Here is a 19,986-nt window from a genome sequence, read left to right on the forward strand (position 1 = left end):
ACAAATCCCGTCGCACATCCAGAGCGCGTCAAAAATTAAGCTGTCCTGGCGCGCGGATGAAATGTCCGGTGGCGGCGAAGCAGATGTGGGCGAGAGAAAATTTAGTCAACTCATCAACTACGCTTTAAACAGCAGTGTTCATGCGAAACAATATACTTCGACGGTGAAGTGAACACGGATTGCTCTTTTCGCCAAAACACGGCACGATGCTCATTAGAGGCTGGGGGGCGGTCATGGCGGACGGGTTTCAGGCTGCGGGCAGTAATGCCAAGGCGCTATTCACGCTCAAGGTTCACCGCGGTGAGAGAATGGCGCTGGTCGCCATGAACTGGCGCACCGGAAAGCCCTCCAACGATTTCGCCGGTTTCGCGATCCAGTATCAGCCGCCTGGCATCCTCAAGCCAATAACCGTTGGCAACCGCCTGAATTTCGAGGGCGCGCCGAACCCCAAAGGCTACAAGAGCTTCCCGACAACGCAGGCCCCGATCCAGAAGTTCAGATGGGTGGTGTTCCCGCACGACGAACCGCCTCCGGGCCCATACACCTTCACGGTGACGGCCATGTTCATGGACGCCGCTGGCGCACTGACTCCCGGCGAGCCCCAGACGGCAACGATCGATCTCGGCAAAGAAACCTATCCCGGCAAAATCAACGTCGCTTTCACCAGGGGCTATATCGCGTCCCAGTCGTTCGTGGACAAGTTCCAAGAAGGTGGCTCGCTGAAGGCCCTCCTGCCAGCCAGGGTTGCCCAAGGCACCACCTTCGTGCCGACCCATCCGAGGGCGACCGAAGCTTACGAATGGATGGGCCTGGAAGCCCGGCAAGAGATCTTTGCATTGCTCGACGCGGCGGTGGCCGATCCGACCGCGAAGGTCAGCATGGTCGCGTATGACATGAGCGAGCGGGAGATCATGGATCGCCTGCTTGCGTTGGGCCCGCGGCTCAGGATCATTATCGATGACAGCGACAAGCATGGCCTGGAGACCAGCGGCGAGACGAAGTCGGAAAGCTTGCTGATTGCCTCGGCCGGTGCGGCGAACGTCAAGCGCGAACACATGGGTGGCCTGCAGCACAACAAGATGATCATCGTCGACGCGGCCATGCCGCGCGCGGTTTGCGGATCGACGAATTTCAGCTGGCGTGGCCTTTACGTTCAATCGAACAACGCCGTGCTGCTGACAGGCGCCCAGGCCGTTGCCCCGCTCAAGGCGGCGTTTGAAGCATACTGGAAGAAGGAAGGGTTCACCGACGGAACCTCCCCGGATTGGCACCCGCTGGGCCTCGCCGGCATCGACGCCAAGATCACCTTCTCGCCCCACGACAAGGGCCGTGCGCGCTTGGCCGAAATCGGCAAGGACGTGCAGAAGGCCGAGACGTCGCTCCTGTACTCGCTTGCCTTCCTCAGCATAACGCCCGGCGCCGTGACCGAGGCCGTGGAGGCCGCGACCAACAGTCCGATCTTCACCTACGGCATCTCCGACAAAAACACGGGCGTCGTCGTTCACAAGCCCAACGGGAATACCGCGCCGGTCTATTTCGCCCGGCTGAACAAGCACGTGCCAACGCCGTTCAAGGTCGAGCCCTCAAGCGGCATCGGGCCAAACCTGCATCACAAATTCATCGTCCTCGACTTCAACACACCCAATGCCCGCGTGTGGACAGGCTCGTATAATTTCAGCGGCGCCGCAGACCTGCAAAACGGCGAGAATCTGCTGCTGATCCGGGACCAAAAGATCGCCACCTCGTACATGGTGGAGGGGCTCCGCATCTTCGACGACTACCACTTCCGCGTCACCCAAGACGACGCGGCGAAGGCAAAGAAATCCCTGGCGTTGCAAAGACCGCCGGGTGCCGGTGAAGCCCCCTGGTGGGCCGAGGATTTCACAGATCCCGTCAAAATCAGGGACCGCGAGTTGTTTGCGTAGGTGGCTGATTCAAATGCGGCGCGCCATCGTTCATCGATCAGGACCACCACTATCTCGGCCTGACGAACAGTGGACCTCGGTCATGCGGTCAGGTGTCGCCCATCGGAACGATGCGGTCGAAGGCGAGGCCGCTTGAGCCTTCGCCTCGGCCGGTCTGCTTGCGCATCCCGTACCAGAGCCACACCCGACCATCACGCCAACGCGTCCGCTGGTAGCTCGCGGTGACGCGAACGCCTGCGCGGGGGATTTCCTCCTCATGTACAAAAAGCGCCTGCGCGGGATCGCGCTCGAGCCCGCGGTAGAGCATCGGCGTGCGCGGACGCACCTTGACGGGGGCAGCTCCGTCGAGAATTCTCAGCATTCCCGCCCGTTGCAGTTCGGTTTCGCGGCCTGATCCGACCGCGTGCGCAGGAACCATCGGGATCCAATGTTCCGGGACGCTGCTCATCAGTTTGTAGCGGATTTTGGCCCCCGGGGCCGGTGGGGGCGCAAGATCGCCCGGATCGCTCTTCGCAGCCGCCTCGAAGAAGTGCCGGGTCTCGGTGGCGGCGACACTTCCCGCCTTCGGTGCGCCTGTTGGCGAGGGGAAGGTTTTCTCGATGCCCCAGACCATGTTTGCCATTTCATCGCGGACAAAGAGGATTTCCTCGAGCGGTGCCGCCTCGATCGTCTTTTGCGCCGCTGGTGGAACGACGAGGCCAAGTTCTGCTTTACCGCCGGGACCAAGCACGGTGGACTGGAACATCCCCCAGCGCTGCCAGTCATCGTTATCGCCGGCTCCAGCCGGCTCGACCCAGATGCGTTCGCCAAAGACGTTGGTGACGGCAATGCCACGCACTTTGGCGACGCTGCCGGCTGGGACGGTGAACGGGATGAGGAACCAGTCGTTGGCATAGACGAGGCCGAACTCGATGAGCAGCAGTTTGGCAAGGTCCGTCGTATCGGGTTTGATATCACCGAAATTGGTTTGGCCATCCTCGAACGCCCACCAGCGGGTGTTGGGCATCCCATTGAAGGTGACGTTGGTCGGCAGCACCGTCAATGTCGAGGTGGCAGGATCGGCGGCCGGTATCGTGGGTGGCGCGCCGTCGAGGGATGCACGTCTCGGGTCGACGTCGAAATTGTACCAGTCGAGGTGACCGTGAAAGTACTCCTCGGCGGTATATACCTTATCGCTGGGTCCGTCGGCGGTCGAACAGGAGAACTGATATTCAAGATGCTCGGGGATAAAGGCCGACTGCTCTGCCGGCTGAGCAATGAGCCCGTCGAACCAGTCCACAAAGCGTTGGCCGAGATCATCTGCCGCGGCCTCCTGGCCAGCAAGCGCCGCGATACCGGCTGAGGCGCGGTTGGCCGGATCGGCCTTGAGGAACAAATAGAGCTTGCCGCCATCCATGCAGCGACCGGCAACAGCGTGCAGATGAGCCAGCGCCTCGGGGTGCGCCGCGATGGCGGCGGCCTCCAGGACCGTCGGATCGGGGGCGTCGATGCGATAGGCCGCAATGTACTGGCTGCGGGCGGCCGGTGCGAGCGAGTTCATGAGCTTCAGCCAGTAGCGGCCCATGAGCAGGCGCAGATCGAGGGCAAGGGTCGTCTTGCCGAGCCCGAAAGCAATTGGCAGCGGCTCAACGCGGCTCTCCAGTGGCAAGGTCTCCGGAAAGGCCTCGACAGGCCCCGAAGCGGGCTGGAACCGATCGAAGGGCCGGGTTTCGACATGTGTCTTGGCGAAGATCGGCGAGCCAGCATCGTCGCCGCGAAACTCACCCATCTGCCACTGGCGGGTCAGCATCCAGAGCGGGTCGCGCACTTCGGCCTGCAGCGCGCGCTCGAAATTCTCGGCGCGGGGCCGGCCCTCGAGTCGGTTCCAGACGGTTATACCCGGGCGCGTGCGGCGCGCGATGACTTCGACGAGATTGGCGGTCAGCAGTTTTTCATTCACGGCGCCACTCCGGTCAGCTTGACGGCGTTGTTGAGGGCGAGGTGCGCGGCGATGGTGAGTTGGTTCACCTGGGTGGCCATGACCGTCGCCGGCAGGAAGGGCGCGAACGGGGAGGCATCGACCTGCACAGGCTCGACAGCCCGCAGCTTGGCCAGATCCAGGGTCTCGCCCAGCGCGTCCACCAGGTCTTCCCACGCCCACGGCGCGTGGTGATCGCTTGGGGTGACCAGCAGCATGGTTTGCGGCGCTTCGGTGTTGGGGCGGTCATGGTGGAAAGTGATGCCAGTCTGCGCCGTATCGCCGGGGATCATCTCGGACCATTCGTCGAGAAGCAGACCACATTGCAGCCGGCTACCATCGAAGGGCGCGGCGAAAATGGCCGTGTAGAGCAGTTCGTCATGGCTCGGGGGCCGATCGGGCGGGAAGGCAAGCCCAAGCCAACGGTCGTCCGGTGCAAACGGAAGCTGCAGCGCATCAAGCGACGGCTCGCCGCCGCCCAAGGCAGCCCCGAGGATCATCGTCTCCTCGCAGGCATGCATTTTCTCGCGAACGCGGGCGACTCCATGCAGCCACGTATCAACGGGGAAAGCGATCGGCGCGATGGACGGATCAGCCGGTGCGGTGAGATGCGACACGGTCGTCCCGGAACGACATGCCGCCAACGCGTTGGCAACCTCCACTGAGCGAGCAGCAGACAGGCGGAAGCGCGGGATGAGACGGAAGTCCTCGCCAAACAGCGATTTGCCTACGCTCTCAAGCGCGGCAACGGACTCCGCCGGATCGAGTGCCGCGGCATGGGCGGCAAACCCATCGTCGGCGCGCTTCACGCGGCCGCCAACGGCCAACGACAATTGTTCGATGAGGCTTTGCAGATCTTCGGTCGCGTGCATCATCGCCGTGCGCGATGCGCCGAGGTCGGACTGGCCTGGGCGAAAGTCATCCAGCGGCCACAGGAAAGTAGCGTCCGCGTACAGGTCTGATAGCGTCGTGCGGGCCGATTGTGAAAGACCAGCGAGTTGGCCTAGCCGGGCCGCAAAGGCCGCCCGGCGAGCGGTAATCACCATGACATAGGCGACGGGCGTCGCAGGCGCTGGCACGGTCTGTGTGGTGGCGATCAGCTTCTCGGCGGTCACCAGGATGCGGAAGCGTTCCTCGCCGGCGATGTTTGCCGGCAGCGCTGCATAGTCGAGCATGGCTGCATCATGATCGCCAAGGATCGTCGCCCACGCCCGGGCAATTGTTTCGGTCTGTTCGATGATCTCCCGGTAAAGCCGTTGCCGCGTTTCGTAGAGGCCGCCCCAGCCCGCCTCGCGGATACCGAACGCAGTGGCGCGTTGCAGCAGCGAGGCAGCGGCCTCTAGATGTGCGTCGTAACCGGAAAGGATCGCCGCCTCATTGACGGCGGTATCGGCCAATAGCGCCTCAAGAGTGCCCAGATACGCCATACAGTCGACCTTCAGGGCCGCGAGGGCATCCCTGACCGTGACGAGCCGCCCGGGATCGGCTTCGGGTGCGCCATCAAGGTCGATCGTCGCTTCGTTGACCAGCGCGAGGTCCGTTGGTTTCAACGGCCGGCAGCGGTCGAGCAGCTGCCTCAGACTGGCGCAGAGCGGGGTGAGTTCGAATAGGGAAAGCGGGGCACCGCCGCGACCCATGTACTGGATCACCGGGCGCACGTCTGGACGTGCACCAAACGTTTGACCAACATGGCGCCAGACGCGATCGTCGAGTTCGGCCATCGCCTGCGGAACGTCGGCAGCAACGATGGCGACGATGTCGATGGGCTGCAGGGCGAGATCCGCCAGACGCAGCGGTTGCTGCACTTGGGTGCCGGTCGCCGCGTCGCGAAAGGTCACGGTCAAGCCGATGTCAGCGCTCGGCGGCAGCACGGTGGCGAGCCAGCGGTTGAGGGCCGGCTCGGCCAGCGCCCGAGGTGTCATCGAAACAGCGGCGATCGGCGACAAGCTGGGATCGGTCCCGGCGTCGAGGTGGAGGGCAACGCGATGGGTGATCCCGACGCCCTGAAGCGGCGTGCGGGCAATGTCGGGCTCGGGTGGGAAGGCACCGCGCGCGTAGGCGTCGTAGGTGGCAGCGACGCGGTCGTAATTGCCCATCACCGCCTGATAGACGCCTTCGCCCAGGGCCAGATCGGCGACCGCGTCATGGGCGTCGGCGATGCGTCCGGCTTCCTCACTGATCACTTTGGCTTCGTCGGGCGTGGCATGCGGTAGGCCGGATTTGCCGAAGGGATAGGCTTTGTTGCCGGTCTTGCGCATGTGCTCGACCAGGGCGAGGCCGTCGACGACGTTGCGGGCGGCAATCGACTCCACCGATTTCGCCTCTTCGGTCGTGGTCGAAGCCATCCGGTTGAAGCGCAGAGGGAAGGCCTTGCGGAGTTCGAAGATGAACTTGTCGACCTCGGCTTGCGCGTGGCGGTCGTGCAGGCCGCGCTCGAAGCGGTAGCCGAGGAGGTCGCCGAGGCTCTGGCCGCCGCGTATGCCTTCGAGCAGCGACAACCCGGTCCGCACCCGCGCCGAACTGAGGTTCACCGCCAGCGTCTCGGCATTCTGCTCGCCGGCATTGCTGAGGTAGCCATTGCGCAGCACCGCCGCGGTGACGGCATGGTTCAGCGACGGCGCATGCACATAACCCTGACTGGTGCTGTCGCGCATCAACGGTGGCTCTTCGGGAGAGCCAAAGACAGCCTCAAGTTTCGGATCGTCGAGCACGACGGGTGTGAGCACCTTGTTTTCCGGGCGAACCTCCTCGAGCCAGCCGAATGCGCCGAGGTGGAGACCACGACGCGTGGCCGCGGTTGTTTCGTCCATGCCGCGCATCCGACCGAGCTGCACATTGACCAGACCAAGCAGCCAGGCATCGAGACGGTAGCCCAGACAATCGGCATGGTCGGCGAAAGCGCGCTCGAGCTGCGCCGTCGGCTGTCCTTTCAGCCGCTCGATCGCAGCCAGTTGCGTGCGCAGCCCGAAAGCGAGAGGCAGGATTTCCAGCTGCAAAGCGATGTGCTCAGCAAGCGGCCGGGACGCAAGGCCTGTGATCGTCGGTGCCGTGTCGAGCAGCAGCCGGTATCGGCTCTCGCTCAGGGTCGCCGTATCGCTGATGTGCAGGAAAGGCTGCTCAACTCGCGCGGCGAGAAGGTCGGCGCCGGTGAGAAGGCCCGCATCCTCGCGCAGCCGCACCGCCACGTCGTAATAGCCCAGTTGCAGCGCGTGGCGGAGCATGATGTAAAGCAGCGGCTTGGGGGGCTTGTCGTCGACGAAACCATCCTGGCGGTAGAGCGCATCCAGCGAGGTCCGCGCCGCACCGTCGAGCCAGTCGAGGTAGTCCCTGCCGTCAGATGTCCAGGCCCGAATGCTGTTGCTCTCCGACAGCGGCCGGTCGTCAACAACGCCGCCTTTCAACAGATTGTGCTTGCCGTGAAAAAGCAGCTCCAGCAGTTGCGGCGTGCTTTCGCCGGCAAAGCCGAAATTGCGCAGCAGCGCCATCGAACCGACGCGTTCCAGGGCAATGCGAATGGTCTCGAACAGGCCACCAAGGCCAAGCATCGAAAGTTGGTTGAAGACCACCTTGAGGCTGTCAGCGTAGCGCTGCGACCACTCGACGGAGCCGGAATGGAGACCGACGATGTCGAGCAGTGTGCGATGCGGATCGCCCGGCTTGCCGACGAAAGACACACCGTCCGCCATGGTCCGCCAGTGCGGCTCGACCGAGGCTATCAGCCGGCGCAGCGCCGCCAGATAGCGCCGGTCGCCATTGTCGGCCGCCAGCAGCGGACCCGCGCCAGGTGCGGTCAGCCACGTCATGCGGGAAAAGGCGGTGGCCGGCATGATGCCGTAGGGCTGGTTGCCGATACGGATCGTCCCAACACCTCCGCCCGCGACAACGTTGGCGGCAAAGAAAAGACGCGTGCGCTCAATCGTCTTGGCGTCGAAAGCCGGTGCCATCAACGTCTCCATCCAATAGCCAAGCGTTGATGGCCACAGCGCCTCGTGCATGGCGCGTGCCGTGCGCCGGTCGGTGCCTGCCGCGCCGGTCACATGCTGGAAGACTGCTGGATCGATGCCGAGCGCATCGGCGAGCCACTGGCCGTCCCGGCGTTCGGCAGCCGCGTTGGCGACCGTGAACTGAGGCGCGTGCAACGCGTCGAAGGCGGCATCGGGATCGTCGAGGCGGCCGTGCCCAGAGGCACCGGCCTCGGTGTTGTTGGTTGGCGTGCCCTGCCCCACCACGGCAAGGCCTTTGCGGCTCCGCAAATGGTGCAGCAGCAGGGCCTCCCACTCGGCAGCCGAACCGACCGCGTCGGTGCTGAAGCGAATGCCAACGACAAAGACACGGTCAAATCCACCGCGCAGCTGGGCCGGCGTCAGGTCGATACGCATCGCCAGTCCGATCACGATGGCCGCGTCGAAGTCAGACATCCATTTGACATCCTCGCTCATCACGAGATTGCCGTCATCGTCGTGGTGCAGCTGGTCGTCACCCTGCGCATTGGGGTCGACACCGGCCGCAACCGTCGTCGGCACCTGCTCGCCCATGACCACCAGCGGCGCCTCCCCGGCCCGCTGGCCGATGAACACGAACCGTTCAGGCAGGATGGTCATGCGCGGCGTTGCTCCCAAGGTCGAACGGCCGGTGGCGATCGGCGGTACGACCAGGATGGCGACACTTACCTTCGGCTCGCTGCCGTCGGCAGTGCGCGGTGAGGCCGCAGCGAGATTGGTCGGTGAGGTGGCGTCGAGCAGCGCATCGAGATCGGCGGCCGGTAGGGATGCGGCAAGGCTGGCGCGGGCTGTCGCTAAGCGCGCCGCGTTGTTGGCGGCGAGAAATGCAGCCTGCCAGTAAGCGATGAGCGCAGTTGCCTCTGCGTCCGGTCGCGGTGCGTCAAGGACGATGGTGAGCACGACATCGGACGGCACGACACGAACCGGGCGCGGCGCTGCCGACAGATCCGGATAGAGCGACACGATGTAACGCGCCCTGCCCGTGCCATGCGCCTCGGCGAGCGCTCGCCATGCCGCGCGCTCCTCTGCCTCGATCTGCCCGGCCTGCCACAATCCCGCCCAGTAGCGCGCCGCGCTCATTGCCTCCGCTTCGCTCAAAGCCTGGTCGAAGGTGTCGATCCAACAATCGTCCGGATAGATCCGCAGCCATAGCTGGTCGCCATGCGCGGGCGTGTGCGGCTCGGCCGCCGCCGCCGGCTTGAAACGAGTTTCGATGCGGACCGGCAACATGAGGATGGGGACACCTGTCGCCAGCGCAGGCATGTTGATGCGAGGGTCCGTGAAGGCGGCGAAATCCGCGGCCGCCTGCTTGACCTTTTCAAGCGCATCCTTGCGCAGGGCTTTTGTCGTCTCGGCAAGGCTGCGCGCTTGCCCGCGCTTGCGCCTGAGGTCGTCGCGCGCCGCAACCTGTTGCTCATCTCGTGCATCGAGGCTGCGCTCGAGATCGTCCAACCGCCGCTCAAGGCGCGCGAGCGCTCGGTCGCGCGCTTCGGTGTCTGCCTTTGCGACCTCGGCATTGTGTTTTGCCGCCGCAAGTTCAGCGCGCGCTGTCGTCAAGTCAGCCACAGCGACACCTCATGAGGGCAGCATCTCCGAGGCGTGGACGCCGACCAGCACCGGTGACTGGAACAGGATGTAGGCGAACTCGGCCGAACTCATCGCGTCGCGGTTCCAGCCGACCTTGGCATCGTCGGCAAATTGCGGGGCTTTCTCGCTGTCGGTGCCGGTGGGTTCAACGAGGGCAAGCGTCGCCGGCGCAACGGACAGATCGAGATTGGCGGCGCTCGCATCCGGCTGCACGTCGAGCCAGGCGAGATCGCTCCAGACGTTGAGCCGTGGCTGTTTGTCGGTGTCCAGACCAAAGCGCGGCTCGCCCGGCCGTTCCTTGATGATGAAGAACCAGCCCGGATCGTCCTCGTCACCCGCCGGCGCTATCGGTCCTTTGGCGTCTGTGGCCGTGAGATCGAAGCCAAGGAAATAGATGTCGGGATCGACCTTGGCCTCGTAAAGTGGTGTGCGCAGCTTGGCGCGCGGCGGATCGGCTTCCTCGACATCGCTTAATGGCAAGAGGCGACGCTCCTTGGTCTTGTCGATCGGACCGTGACGCAGCCAAGGCTCGCGGGCCTTGTCGGCGGCGGTGCCATCGTCGTGGCGCTGCCAACAGGCACGGTGGGCATAGACCACGGCGTTGGGGTAACGCTTCAGCAGTTCTCCGCGGATAACGAGGACAAGTTCTTCCTCATCGTCGCCCGGCCGCTCGCGATTGTCGTGGCTGCCGAGCTTGCTTGCCCTGCTCCACAGATGCAGCGGCTGGATGTCGCGCAGTTTGTCGCGGCGCGCTTCAGGATCGGTGCCGGCCGGGAGCAGCATGCCGTCGACATCCCAAAACTGGCGGAAGCTTGAACCGCGCTGGTCGGTCGGGAACTCGCGCCACAACAGCTCGCGGGCGAACTCGTGGTTGAGCCCCACCATGTAGGACTCGATGAAACGCTGATTGGTCTCGAGCAAGGTGATCGAGTTGTTCGGGATGAGATTGATGTTGGGCAGGAACAGTTCGGGCGAGCGATCGGTCAGCGGCTTGTACATTGGCGCGTCGATCACCGGATATGCCATGGGTTCGACAAAGCTTTCGCCGATCTCGAAACGGATGCGGGGCGGCAGGAAGATGCCTAAGCTGATACGCCCAGGAATGGTGAGGCGTGGATCGATCGCCTTGAGTGCCGCTCCGGCGGCACCCCCTAGGTCGAAGGGGCGGCGCTCGGCCGTGCGACCGACCTTTTCGCTTTCGGTGTAGAGCTCCAGCGTATCGCGGATGGCATCCTTCAGCCGGCCCGCCTCTGTGCTGTCGGGGCCAGGACCGGGCGTGTATGACGCCCCGGGATCGCCGACCTGGAAGCCCGGCGCTGGCGGCCAGTTAGACACTGCACCGGGGTCGATCGTCGAGAGTGCGTCGGACCCAGCGATGGCGGCCTTCATCCGCGACAACCACCGCAGCAGGAACAACAAGACGGCAATGACCAGGGCAACGATCGGCAACGCCAGTGTCGGTGCCAACACAACGAGCACCAGCACGATGACCAGCACCGCAATGGCAACCAGCAGCCATGGCAGCCACGATTTGCGGGCCAGCGCGATCAGCCAGGCGGGTAGCTTCGGCAACATGTCCTTGGCAGCATCGTCCTTGGTGTAGAGCCCGGGTGGCGCGACTTTGGGCGGGGCGGCGTTGATCGAGCCAGAAGCGGCGCGATCGAGCAGACCAGCTGGCGTCGCGGGCAGCGTGCGCATCAGGCGGCCGCGCGGGCGAATGATGCGGCGAAGTGCTGGCGATGTCATCGCCGGCTGCAGGAAACTCTCGCCCTGCTGGTGATACAGCGTCACCCCTTCACCCGAGCGGATACGTTTGTTGAGTGGTGCAAGCAGCAGCAATGTCTGTTGCGGGCTCACCGTCAGCAGGGGCATCAAATGATGGTCGAACCACACATCGCTGACCGCGACAGCCATCTGGCCAAGCCGGATGCGGCGCTGCGCCTCGAGGATGCGGCCGACTTGCCCCCAGGCGGCGTCCATATAGCGTTCCTGCTGATCCTGGATAATGCGGGTGCCGAAGCCGGCTGGGGCGCGGAAGCGCGGATCGAGATTGATGCGGCGCACCCAGTCGAGCTTGTCCTCCTCGTGCTGTTCCAATGGATCGGTGGCGAGGCGCCTGGTCAGCGCGTGCCAGGTGCCATAAAGCGGCGGTGCGATGGTGGGGTCCGGGTCGCCGGCTTCGATGAGCGTGTCCGGCAGGTTGGCTTGCGCTGCAAGGTCCACCTGCAGAGGCACCGGGAATGCCGCATCCCAGTGCTCGTAAAGGTCGGGCGCCGGCGGCGGCGCTCCCGGCGCCGGCTTGGGCATTGGAGGGCGGAGAGCGCCACCGAGCTTGAGGATGCCGTCGATGCCGGGGCTGTCGAGCGGACGAATGCCGGGGCCGGGATCGAGCACATCCATCTCCCGCACGCCGACTCGGCGGTCCACGGGCATCGGCTTCAGCAGCCGAACGAGCGTCTCGAAGTCGCCGCGCGCGCCGGTGCGGAAGGACCAGCGATAGTAGTAGGGGAATAGCTGCGGATCGGGCCCGGCGCCGGGAGCCCAAGATGACAATGCTGCTGCCACGTCGCCCAATTCGATGCCGAGCGCGGCCCGGCGTCCGGCTTCGAATGTGGGCATCAGGAAGGCTTGGTAGCCGGTGTTGGGAGATAGCTGACGCGGACTGAGTATACGCGAATAGGCAAGATCGGCGTTCTCGGCCAGCACACCTGTCAACCGCGACTGCACTGCGGCGGCATCGGTAGCGACGATCTCTCCAGCGGCGCCCAGGCGTCGGTTGGCGTGGACGTGGGCCCATGCCCATAGGTCATCGGCGCGCGGCAGTACGGCCATGTCAAGCAGTTGGATGGCATCGGCGGAGGCCGCGCTCGGACGCCGTGCATCCTTGAACTCGTTCTCGGCAAGGACGATCAAGGCCAGCCACGGACGCAGCCGGTCTCGCCCCGCATCCGGCGCAATCGGGCTGTAGCGCCAGGGAAAGTCCTCATCGTAGAACTCGATGGCAGCCAGATAATTCGGCTCGAAGTTGGTGCTGCCGGCGCGTGGCTCAGTGCGCACCACGGCACGGCTTTCGACGCCGACAACATCGCCTGGGCCATAGAGCGCAATCTTCTGCTTGACCGGCAGCGGCAAGGCCGTGCCGTCCGGCTTGTCGCCGACCAGGTCAAGCTCGATGTCGATCGTGGCGCGGACCTTTACCGAGGTGTCGGTATCCGGCGTCGCAATCTGGTTGGCAAGGCCGTGCCTGATCCAGGGGACGAAGGAGTAGGTGCCGAGGTCGGTCATGCTGCCATCTCGAAGCTTGGCACAATGTGGAGCGTGCTGGCGAGGGCGGGATCGGCGGCTTTGAGATCGGTGAGGAAGGCGTGGGCGAGAGATTCGCTGGCAAAGGACGCAGCCGCGGCCGAGAGTGGCTTGTTGGTTGACTGAAGGGCCACGCCAAAGGCTTCGGGGACAATGGAGATCTTGTCGTCGAAAGGCTGTAGCTTCTTCGCGGCGGCGGCGGAGACGGAAGCCTTGCTGATCGCCGCCCCACCCAGGAAGAATGAGAAAAGCGTGCTGGCGAACAGGAAGAAGCTGCGCTGGTAACGCTTGAAGTTGTTGTCGATGATGATTTCTTCGTAGCGCACATTGCGCACCACGGCGTGGCCCGTGCGAAGCGCGGTGCCGCCGGGCGCGAGATGCAGCCCCGATTTCTCGGAGGCGAAAGCTGGCCGCGAAAGCTTGTCGGCGTCCGAGAAATCGCGGAACTGCGCCGGGGCGAACAATTCCATGGCGTCGTCGACGCGATCCAGGCCACCGGCGGCGACGGTGATCGCAACACGATTGACGTCGGACGGCCTGCGGTTGCCGATCCTGTCGAGCTTGATCTCGAGCGGCACGGCGCGTTGGCTGACGGCGAGCACGCCGATCGGATGAAGGATATGTGAGGCTTCCTCCGCCGGCATGGGGCGGAGGCTGACGAGGAGATTGCCCGACGCCGGCGGCAGGGCTCGCCAGTTCTGCGGCTTGGCCAGTTCGTCGGTGAGGAACGGCATGACCTCGATGGGCGGCAAGAGGACTGGGCGGTCTTCGCCCCAGCTCTCGTTGATGTCGACGTCGAGATCCCAAAACAACACCGAGATAGAGCCATGGCCCTTGACGCGCCACTGCGCGGGGCCCTGTAGCGACCCGGTGACACGCACGGAAAACAGACCGGCACCGAACACGTCGACGGAGAATGATGCGGAAATCTCGACGATGAAGCGGAAGGGCGAGAACTGGAATAGCGCGTCGATGGCCAGATGGCCCTTCACGCCAAACTCGTCGAAGCCGAGGACAACGTCGACGCGGGCGCCGAACTGCACGGTGTTGGACGTGACGGCGAAATAGCATTCGACCCTCACCCTCACCCGCGCCAGCGGCGAGCTGATAAGGCTGACGGCGATGCGGCGCGGGCTGGGGAACGGCAGCGGAGGCGGCGAGAAGCTCGGGTGGAAGCCTCCGACGCTGAGGACGAAATTGGCATCGTCGCCGAAAGCAAGCAGCAGCCCCATTTCGCCTTCGAGCGTCAGGAAGACAATGCGGGAATCGTAGAGCGCGGCGAAGAAATAGAGACGTTTCTTGTCGAACTCGATGGCACCGGCGAAATTCACCTGCAGCTGGATGAGTGCGGCGTCCTCGGTGGGGATCGCAACCTTGACGATGCCGACGATGGCAATGTTGCCGGGGATCTCGATGATGACGCCGAGCGAGACGCTGATGAGCGTCGGGGTGCCCCAGCCTAGCTTCGCCATCGGCCCGATGAGGAACGTTCCTTCGCGCGGCGGGAACAGCACCCGCAGGTCACTGATGATGCGCGGCGCATTGGCGATGATGTCGCGCGGGAACATGACCGACTGTACGGCGCCGGTGCGGATCCCGGTCATCAGCGCCGGGATGTTCATGGTTCGGTTGAGGCCGACGAGACCGCCGACGGCCAGAAGCGTGAAACCGAAGCCGAGCTGTATGCCGGTGCCGAACTCGACCGACATGATGATGAGCAGCGAGAAGCCTGGATTGCCGTCCGGCATGCGGGTGGTGAGAAGCCCGATGGCCTTGATGGTAACGATGTCGAGGAAGGCGAGTTCGATGGCGCCTGCATATTCGGCACGATCCGGGTCGAAGCTCAGATAGCCGCCACCGCGCACGACGCCGACGTCGAGCGAGACGCCGATTCCCTTGGGCGGGCGAAAACCTGGCTGCACGGATACCAGGCCGAGATTGCCGTTGCCGTCGGGCGTGAATGCGATCTCCACCTTGACACCAAGCCCCTCGACAATGCCGACAAGCGGGCCGAGGGCGGCCTTGAGATCGGCCGTGACCGCGACAGGGAATTTGCCCTGATCGATGCCGATAGCCAGCGTCAAGGCTCGCAGATCGACCGGGCCGAGTCCGATATGCGAGGCGAGCTGAATGACAAGTCCGCCCGAACCCTTGAGGTAAATGCCGTCCTTGTCGGAAAAGCCGACGCCAAGGTCGAAATTGCTCTCGAGCTTCAATCCGCCGAGGATGTTGGCGATAAAGCCGTCGGCACCGGCGGTCGAGATCAGGATGTGGCCGCCATGAAGGTCAATGCCAAATTCAGGCACCCCCTCCCCTGTCGGCCGGATACCGATGGCCAGGCTGGCGGTGACGCCTTCGGCGGTAACGCTGGCCAGCCCCGGTAGATCGACAAGCGGTAAAGGGGCATTGGCGCCATAGGTCGCAGTGTAGTCGGCGCCGAAACGGCCGTTCAGGCTCGTCGCGTCCGGCGGCTCGACGCCGACTTGCCCTGGCTGCAGCAACAGCTTGGTGCCGGCCAGGATGTCAGCCGTGGCGCCAAGGCTCAGCGACCAGTTGTGGCGCGTAATCTCCATCGTTCCCTTGCCGATGCCGTAGGCCAGTTCGATCTCGAGACCATGCGGAACAACGTCTGGGCGCGGTGCCATCGCGGCGTAGACGGCATCGAGCCGAGGCAGCGGCAGCGACGGATCGTAGAGCACAGGCAGGCCGAGCTCGGCAAGCAACCGCTCGACCGTCGACAGCACCGCTTTGCCGTCAAAGCCCGGCTGCCCCCAGCCATAGAGTTCGGCCAGAAGTCCGCGAGCGTCCGAGAACCAGCGCGGGATGCGGCCGAAGTCGAAGCTGTTGCTGGTGAAGAACGGCAAATTGGGGTCGACAGTGCCGATGTTGTGATCGGTGCGGGTTAGGATGCCGGCCAACTCGAACAACTCATTGACGCCGCGGCTGCGGGCAAAGTAGCGGACCAGCAGATAGTCGCGCAGCCGTGCCGGCAGTTGGGCGATGATCGGCGCGGCGCCAGGCAGGCCAAGCCCCGCCAGCGCCGACTGGAGCTGGGCAAAACTTGCGATAAGCTTTACCGCCTCGTCGACCAGCGACAGGCGCACCTCGCCGCCGCCCGCCGTATCCACCTTGGCGGAAAGGTCAAGATTGAGCGCGGCAAGGCGACCGGCGGAGCGCACGAGCGCCGTCAGCGCTGGTGCCAAGCTTTGCGCCTGCGCTGGGGTGAGGACCAGCCCGAGTTCGGCGAGCAACCGCGGTGCTGTTGCCGGCGTCAGCTCGGCTAGCGGCGACAGAAGCTTTGTCAATTCGCTGGCAAGCCGCGCCAGGGTGTCGCGTCCCGCCATCAGTGCACCCTTCCGGCGACGATGACGGGGACATCCTCGATGCGCTCGACGCCGTCGATCGCGGCCAGCAGCCAGCGGCCGTAGCGATCGATATCGCGACGAAGCGCACGACTGCCATGCGCTGCCAAGAGGGGCAACAACGCCGTGGCAAGGCGCCGGCGGCTGACGCCGTTGATCACGTTTGGGATGACATGCGTCGGCTTGGTGATGGCGGTCAAGCAGTGGTGATAGAAGGCCGGACCGCCGAGGCTGCGCCAAGTGGCATTCACCGCGCGATTGGCTGCCAGGAGATGCTGCAGCTCGTAACGGTGCCGGTTGATTTTGGCGAGGATCACCCGGCCGCGACGGCTGGTGCGCAACTGGTCGCGGATAACCGATATGCTGGCAAGGCGCGCGGCGAGCACAGGATCGGGCGAGAAGCCGGGGACGATCAGGCGCCCCTCTTCCGGTGCGGTCCCAGGCACGATGCCGGAGAGGACCTGCCCATCGGGCAGATGAAGCTTGAGATGCGCAAACACGGTTTCTATCGGCGTGCAAATGCCAACGAAGTCGGCGCGCTGGAACTCGATGCGCTCCTGATCCTTCTTGCGCTTGAGCATGATATAGGGATTGAAGCCAACGCGGATGATCACCATCGCGACGATGCGGCCCTGATGATCGATGACGACGCTGCCGGAATCGCCTTGGTCGAAGCCCAGCACCGGTGCTGAACCGTAATGCTTGGTATAGTCCGGCTCGCCGTCTATGGGCTCGGGGCGTGGTAGCAGGATCATGTGCCGGATGCTGGTTTTGCCGCCGACGCCGGCGATGTCTGGCGTGATGCCCTTCTCGAAAATGGGCGTGACGATGCGCGCCTCGGGATGTGTCGCGTCCGGTTCCAGGACAACGGTCGTGTTTGAAGAACTATCGACCTCGTCGAACAGCATTGTGGCGTAAACCACCCTGCCCTTGTTGTTCGGGCTGACGATGCGCAGATACTGTTCAGGCTTTGGCGAAACCCCTGCGTTCGGTCCGATCAACGACAGATAATCCGTGTTGATGCCGGTGATGGGGATACGCCCGCCGGTGATCGGCAATTCGTTGGAGTATTTTACGCCGGGATCGAGCCGGGCAACCGCACAGTCGGTCAGCGAGCAGAGCTGGTTGTGAAGTGTCGTGAAGGGAGTTTCAACGCTGGGCGCCGCAACCCACTTATCGCCTGGAACGTCTTTGAAGCCGCCGAACCACTTGCCGTCGACATAACCCCCCTTATAGCCGCCCTCCGCACCGTCATCGGGAATGGCCTTCTTCTTGGGATCGAAGTCAGGTGTGGCGACCCGTGTTCCGCCGCCGGTGCACGAATAATTGGGATAGAAGACGGCCATGTCGGCGCTTGCCTTGTAGCCTGGAAACAGCACATGCGAACACGACAGCATGACCGGCCGGTTCTGCTCATCAAGCGCAAAGCAGCCCAGCGAGCCGGTGCTGCCGCCGGTGTCGATGAAGGCGTGCGGGACGTTGACCTCGATTTGAACGCCGGCGAACAATTCCACGGGCTTGTCGTGCGCCATCACGCACACTCCATGCCAGATGCATTCATGCCTATGCCGAGCGCTTCGAGCACCGCGGTGATCGGCGAGGCGATGCCGTCGCCATTGCCGCTAATGCCCCAGAGCAGGCCGATCGCGCGGGCGCGGGCGTCGACGATGGCGGCGCCGGAATCGCCTCGCCCGGCAAAAGCCAATGCGGGATTGGCCGAGGCGATAAGCACCTGGCCAGAGGCGGTACGCACGGTGTCACCGTCGCTGGGACAATCGCAGTGGTCAAGATCGAGGACGCGACCCGCGGTCACACCGGTCGCTGGGCCGGTTTTGCTGACCTGGTCGTGCAGAGCCGGCCGGTCGCCCGGCTGTGGCCAGTTTTGGGCAAGCGTCTCGGCAAGCCAGCGGGGCGCATCGCGCGCCCGCGCCAGTTCGACCAGCGCGCAGTCCACGAACACGGCTGTCTCGCCGCTGCCGATGCGGCCGATGACACCGTGGCGCGCGGTGCCGAGGCACACGGCGGCATGGCGCACGTCCCGACCGGCGCCAGGCGGAATGGCCCAGACCGTATCACCTGGGGCGGCACCAGCACCGAACGCCACATGGTGATTGGTGACCATGAGGTCGGCCCCTGCCAACAGCAGACCTGCGCAGCCCGGCACGCCGCGCGCGTTGGCGATGCGCAGCGGCACCGGGATCATGCCGGCACCGGTTCGCAGGTTTCGAGCCGCTCAGCAAATGCGGCGAGTGAGGCTATGCCAGCGAGCCGAACGATGAGCGGTCCGCCCTCGGCCTCGACGGTGCGGCGCAGCGATGGCGAGCCCTCGGCGGCGAGCACGCTTTGCATGGCGCGCAACATATCGGCGAGCGATACGCCGTCGATAGCGGCCGGCAGCGGCGCTTGGGTGCTGCGCATGAGCGCCACAATGTACCCGGGGCCCTTGGTGCGGTGCCAAGTCACCATGACGCGGCGGTTGTGGTGGATGAGGCTGCGAACCTCGGCCGCGTGGCGGGCAGCGAGATCGGTAAGGCGACGGCCTTCAACAGTGCGGGTTAGGATAGCGGCCTCGCGCTGGAACTGCGCGAAATCGGGGGCCGGCTCGGTAGCGATCGTCATGCCGGGGACGATCAGGTTGTCCCCAGCGGCGTTCTGCCCGGCGGCACGATAGGCGACGCCAAGGCGCTCAAGCACGGCACGGATGAAAACGCCCTGTGAGTTGCCGGTTTCTACGCGAACCGGTCGCTCGCCCTTGATGAACAACTCTTCCTGGCCACCGGCAATGAGGATGCCAATGAGTCGCTTCTGCTCGTCGACGATGGGCGAACCGGAATCGCCTGGCAACGAGAAAAAGCTGCGCTTTATGCGGATACCATGGTCGCCGACCTTGTCGACGACACAGGGCGTGTGCTCGAACCTGGCGACGACGTCGTCGAGGGTTTCGCCAGGACCGAAGGCGGCAAGGTCGAGCTCATATTCATCCTCGACCACCTTCTGGCCGGCCGCGGCGCGGATCTCGAACATCAGCCCGAGTTCGTCGACAGCGGATGGGAAGTGCAGATCGAAGGCACGGTCCTTGATCAGCCGGCTGATCTTGCCTTTGCGCAATTGTGTGGTGCGGCCGTACTTTTGCACGACGAGCTGCCGCTCCGGCGGCAGGTCCATGAACCTCTCAGCGCCGAAGCCGGCAAGGCTCGCCGCCTTGTCGAGATGCCACTCGTCGATGAGGTCGCGCGGCTGGGCGGCAATGGCACCGATCTGGGGGATAACGTTGCTGGCGCGGGCGGCGGGCTTGAGTTTGATGAGGCCGGCATCGACGGAAAAGAGCGTGTCGCCAATCTTCCAGAATTTTTGGACGGCCTCCGAGAGCTCGCCGACAAACGTATCCATCAAATCCGGTTCCGGCGAGCCGATCGGTTCCGGCGTGCAAGTGCCCTCTTTCGGAGCATAGACATCAGGAACGACGTTATCGAGAGGTTTCTTGGTGCCGATGACGTGGGCGCAGGTCAGGAGGTAGAGAGGCTTCGCCTGGCCGGGCTTTTGGACCACGATGCTCGCGGTGCCGGAGCCGCCGTTCAACGGCGTGATCTCGTTGCCGCTGTCAACCTTGGGCTTGCTGGAGTGAGGGTGCGCATTGCGCGCGGGCTTGCCAGTCTCCTTGGATGGTCGCGCCATGCTCGCCAGGCCCTTGGGACGCATATCATCCTCCGCTACGCCTCGCACGTTGAGAATCTGACCAGCCCGACGAAACGTGCAGCCTCGCGAGCATCGTCAACAATCGTTCCCACTCGTGGGAAGGACGCGCAGCCGCCAAATTCGTGCTAACCACAACGTTGCATAGGAACTATGGC

General features: G+C 64.3%; 8 protein-coding genes. 1 reads left to right on the top strand and 7 read right to left on the bottom strand.

From position 1 onward, the window contains the following. Positions 1-233 precede the first annotated feature (233 nt). The gene (locus LB558_RS08770; RefSeq protein ID WP_224697180.1) at positions 234-1,925 is read left to right on the top strand and encodes a phospholipase D-like domain-containing protein; all 1,692 of its coding nucleotides are present in this window, start codon (positions 234-236) and stop codon (positions 1,923-1,925) included. Between the two features lie 88 nt (positions 1,926-2,013). Here the strand turns inward: LB558_RS08770 and LB558_RS08775 are convergent, their stop codons facing one another. From LB558_RS08775 to LB558_RS08805, 7 genes are read right to left on the bottom strand one after another with little or no spacing between them, the layout of a single operon-like run. Then, positions 2,014-3,864 carry a hypothetical protein gene (locus LB558_RS08775; RefSeq protein WP_224697181.1) on the bottom strand — a complete coding sequence of 617 codons (1,851 nt, stop codon included), beginning with the start codon at positions 3,862-3,864 and terminating at the stop codon, positions 2,014-2,016. Continuing rightward, positions 3,861-9,449, bottom strand: coding sequence for a hypothetical protein (locus tag LB558_RS08780; RefSeq protein WP_224697182.1), 5,589 nt, complete (start codon positions 9,447-9,449; stop codon positions 3,861-3,863). Before LB558_RS08780 ends, LB558_RS08775 begins: the two co-directional genes overlap by 4 nt. Before the next feature lie 9 nt (positions 9,450-9,458). Then, a complete protein-coding gene (locus LB558_RS08785; RefSeq protein WP_224697183.1) occupies positions 9,459-12,755 on the bottom strand; it encodes a hypothetical protein in 3,297 nt (1,098 codons plus the stop codon). Beyond that, the gene (locus LB558_RS08790; protein WP_224697184.1) at positions 12,752-16,117 is read right to left on the bottom strand and encodes a DUF6603 domain-containing protein; all 3,366 of its coding nucleotides are present in this window, start codon (positions 16,115-16,117) and stop codon (positions 12,752-12,754) included. The genes LB558_RS08785 and LB558_RS08790 overlap by 4 nt, the downstream gene beginning before the upstream one ends. Further along, positions 16,117-17,667 (bottom strand): hypothetical protein, encoded by a 1,551-nt coding sequence (locus LB558_RS08795; RefSeq protein WP_224697185.1) that lies wholly within the window; start codon positions 17,665-17,667, stop codon positions 16,117-16,119. Before LB558_RS08795 ends, LB558_RS08790 begins: the two co-directional genes overlap by 1 nt. Beyond that, the gene (locus tag LB558_RS08800) at positions 17,667-18,338 is read right to left on the bottom strand and encodes a S1 family peptidase (RefSeq protein ID WP_224697186.1); all 672 of its coding nucleotides are present in this window, start codon (positions 18,336-18,338) and stop codon (positions 17,667-17,669) included. Before LB558_RS08800 ends, LB558_RS08795 begins: the two co-directional genes overlap by 1 nt. Further along, positions 18,335-19,834, bottom strand: a complete 1,500-nt coding sequence (locus tag LB558_RS08805) for a hypothetical protein (protein ID WP_224697187.1) — start codon at positions 19,832-19,834, stop codon at positions 18,335-18,337. Before LB558_RS08805 ends, LB558_RS08800 begins: the two co-directional genes overlap by 4 nt. Positions 19,835-19,986 lie beyond the last annotated feature (152 nt).

Source organism: Mesorhizobium sp. CO1-1-8, from assembly GCF_020164875.1.
Classification (GTDB): Bacteria; Pseudomonadota; Alphaproteobacteria; order Rhizobiales; family Rhizobiaceae; genus Mesorhizobium.

Bases quoted from the DNA above. Each gene is read 5' to 3' on its own strand.
- LB558_RS08770 (WP_224697180.1), top strand. From the start codon at position 234: ATGGCGGACGGGTTTCAGGCTGCGGGCAGTAATGCCAAGGCGCTATTC.
- LB558_RS08785 (WP_224697183.1), bottom strand. From the start codon at position 12,755: ATGACCGACCTCGGCACCTACTCCTTCGTCCCCTGGATCAGGCACGGC.
- LB558_RS08790 (WP_224697184.1), bottom strand. From the start codon at position 16,117: ATGGCGGGACGCGACACCCTGGCGCGGCTTGCCAGCGAATTGACAAAG.
- LB558_RS08795 (WP_224697185.1), bottom strand. From the start codon at position 17,667: ATGGCGCACGACAAGCCCGTGGAATTGTTCGCCGGCGTTCAAATCGAG.
- LB558_RS08800 (WP_224697186.1), bottom strand. From the start codon at position 18,338: ATGATCCCGGTGCCGCTGCGCATCGCCAACGCGCGCGGCGTGCCGGGC.
- LB558_RS08805 (WP_224697187.1), bottom strand. From the start codon at position 19,834: ATGCGTCCCAAGGGCCTGGCGAGCATGGCGCGACCATCCAAGGAGACT.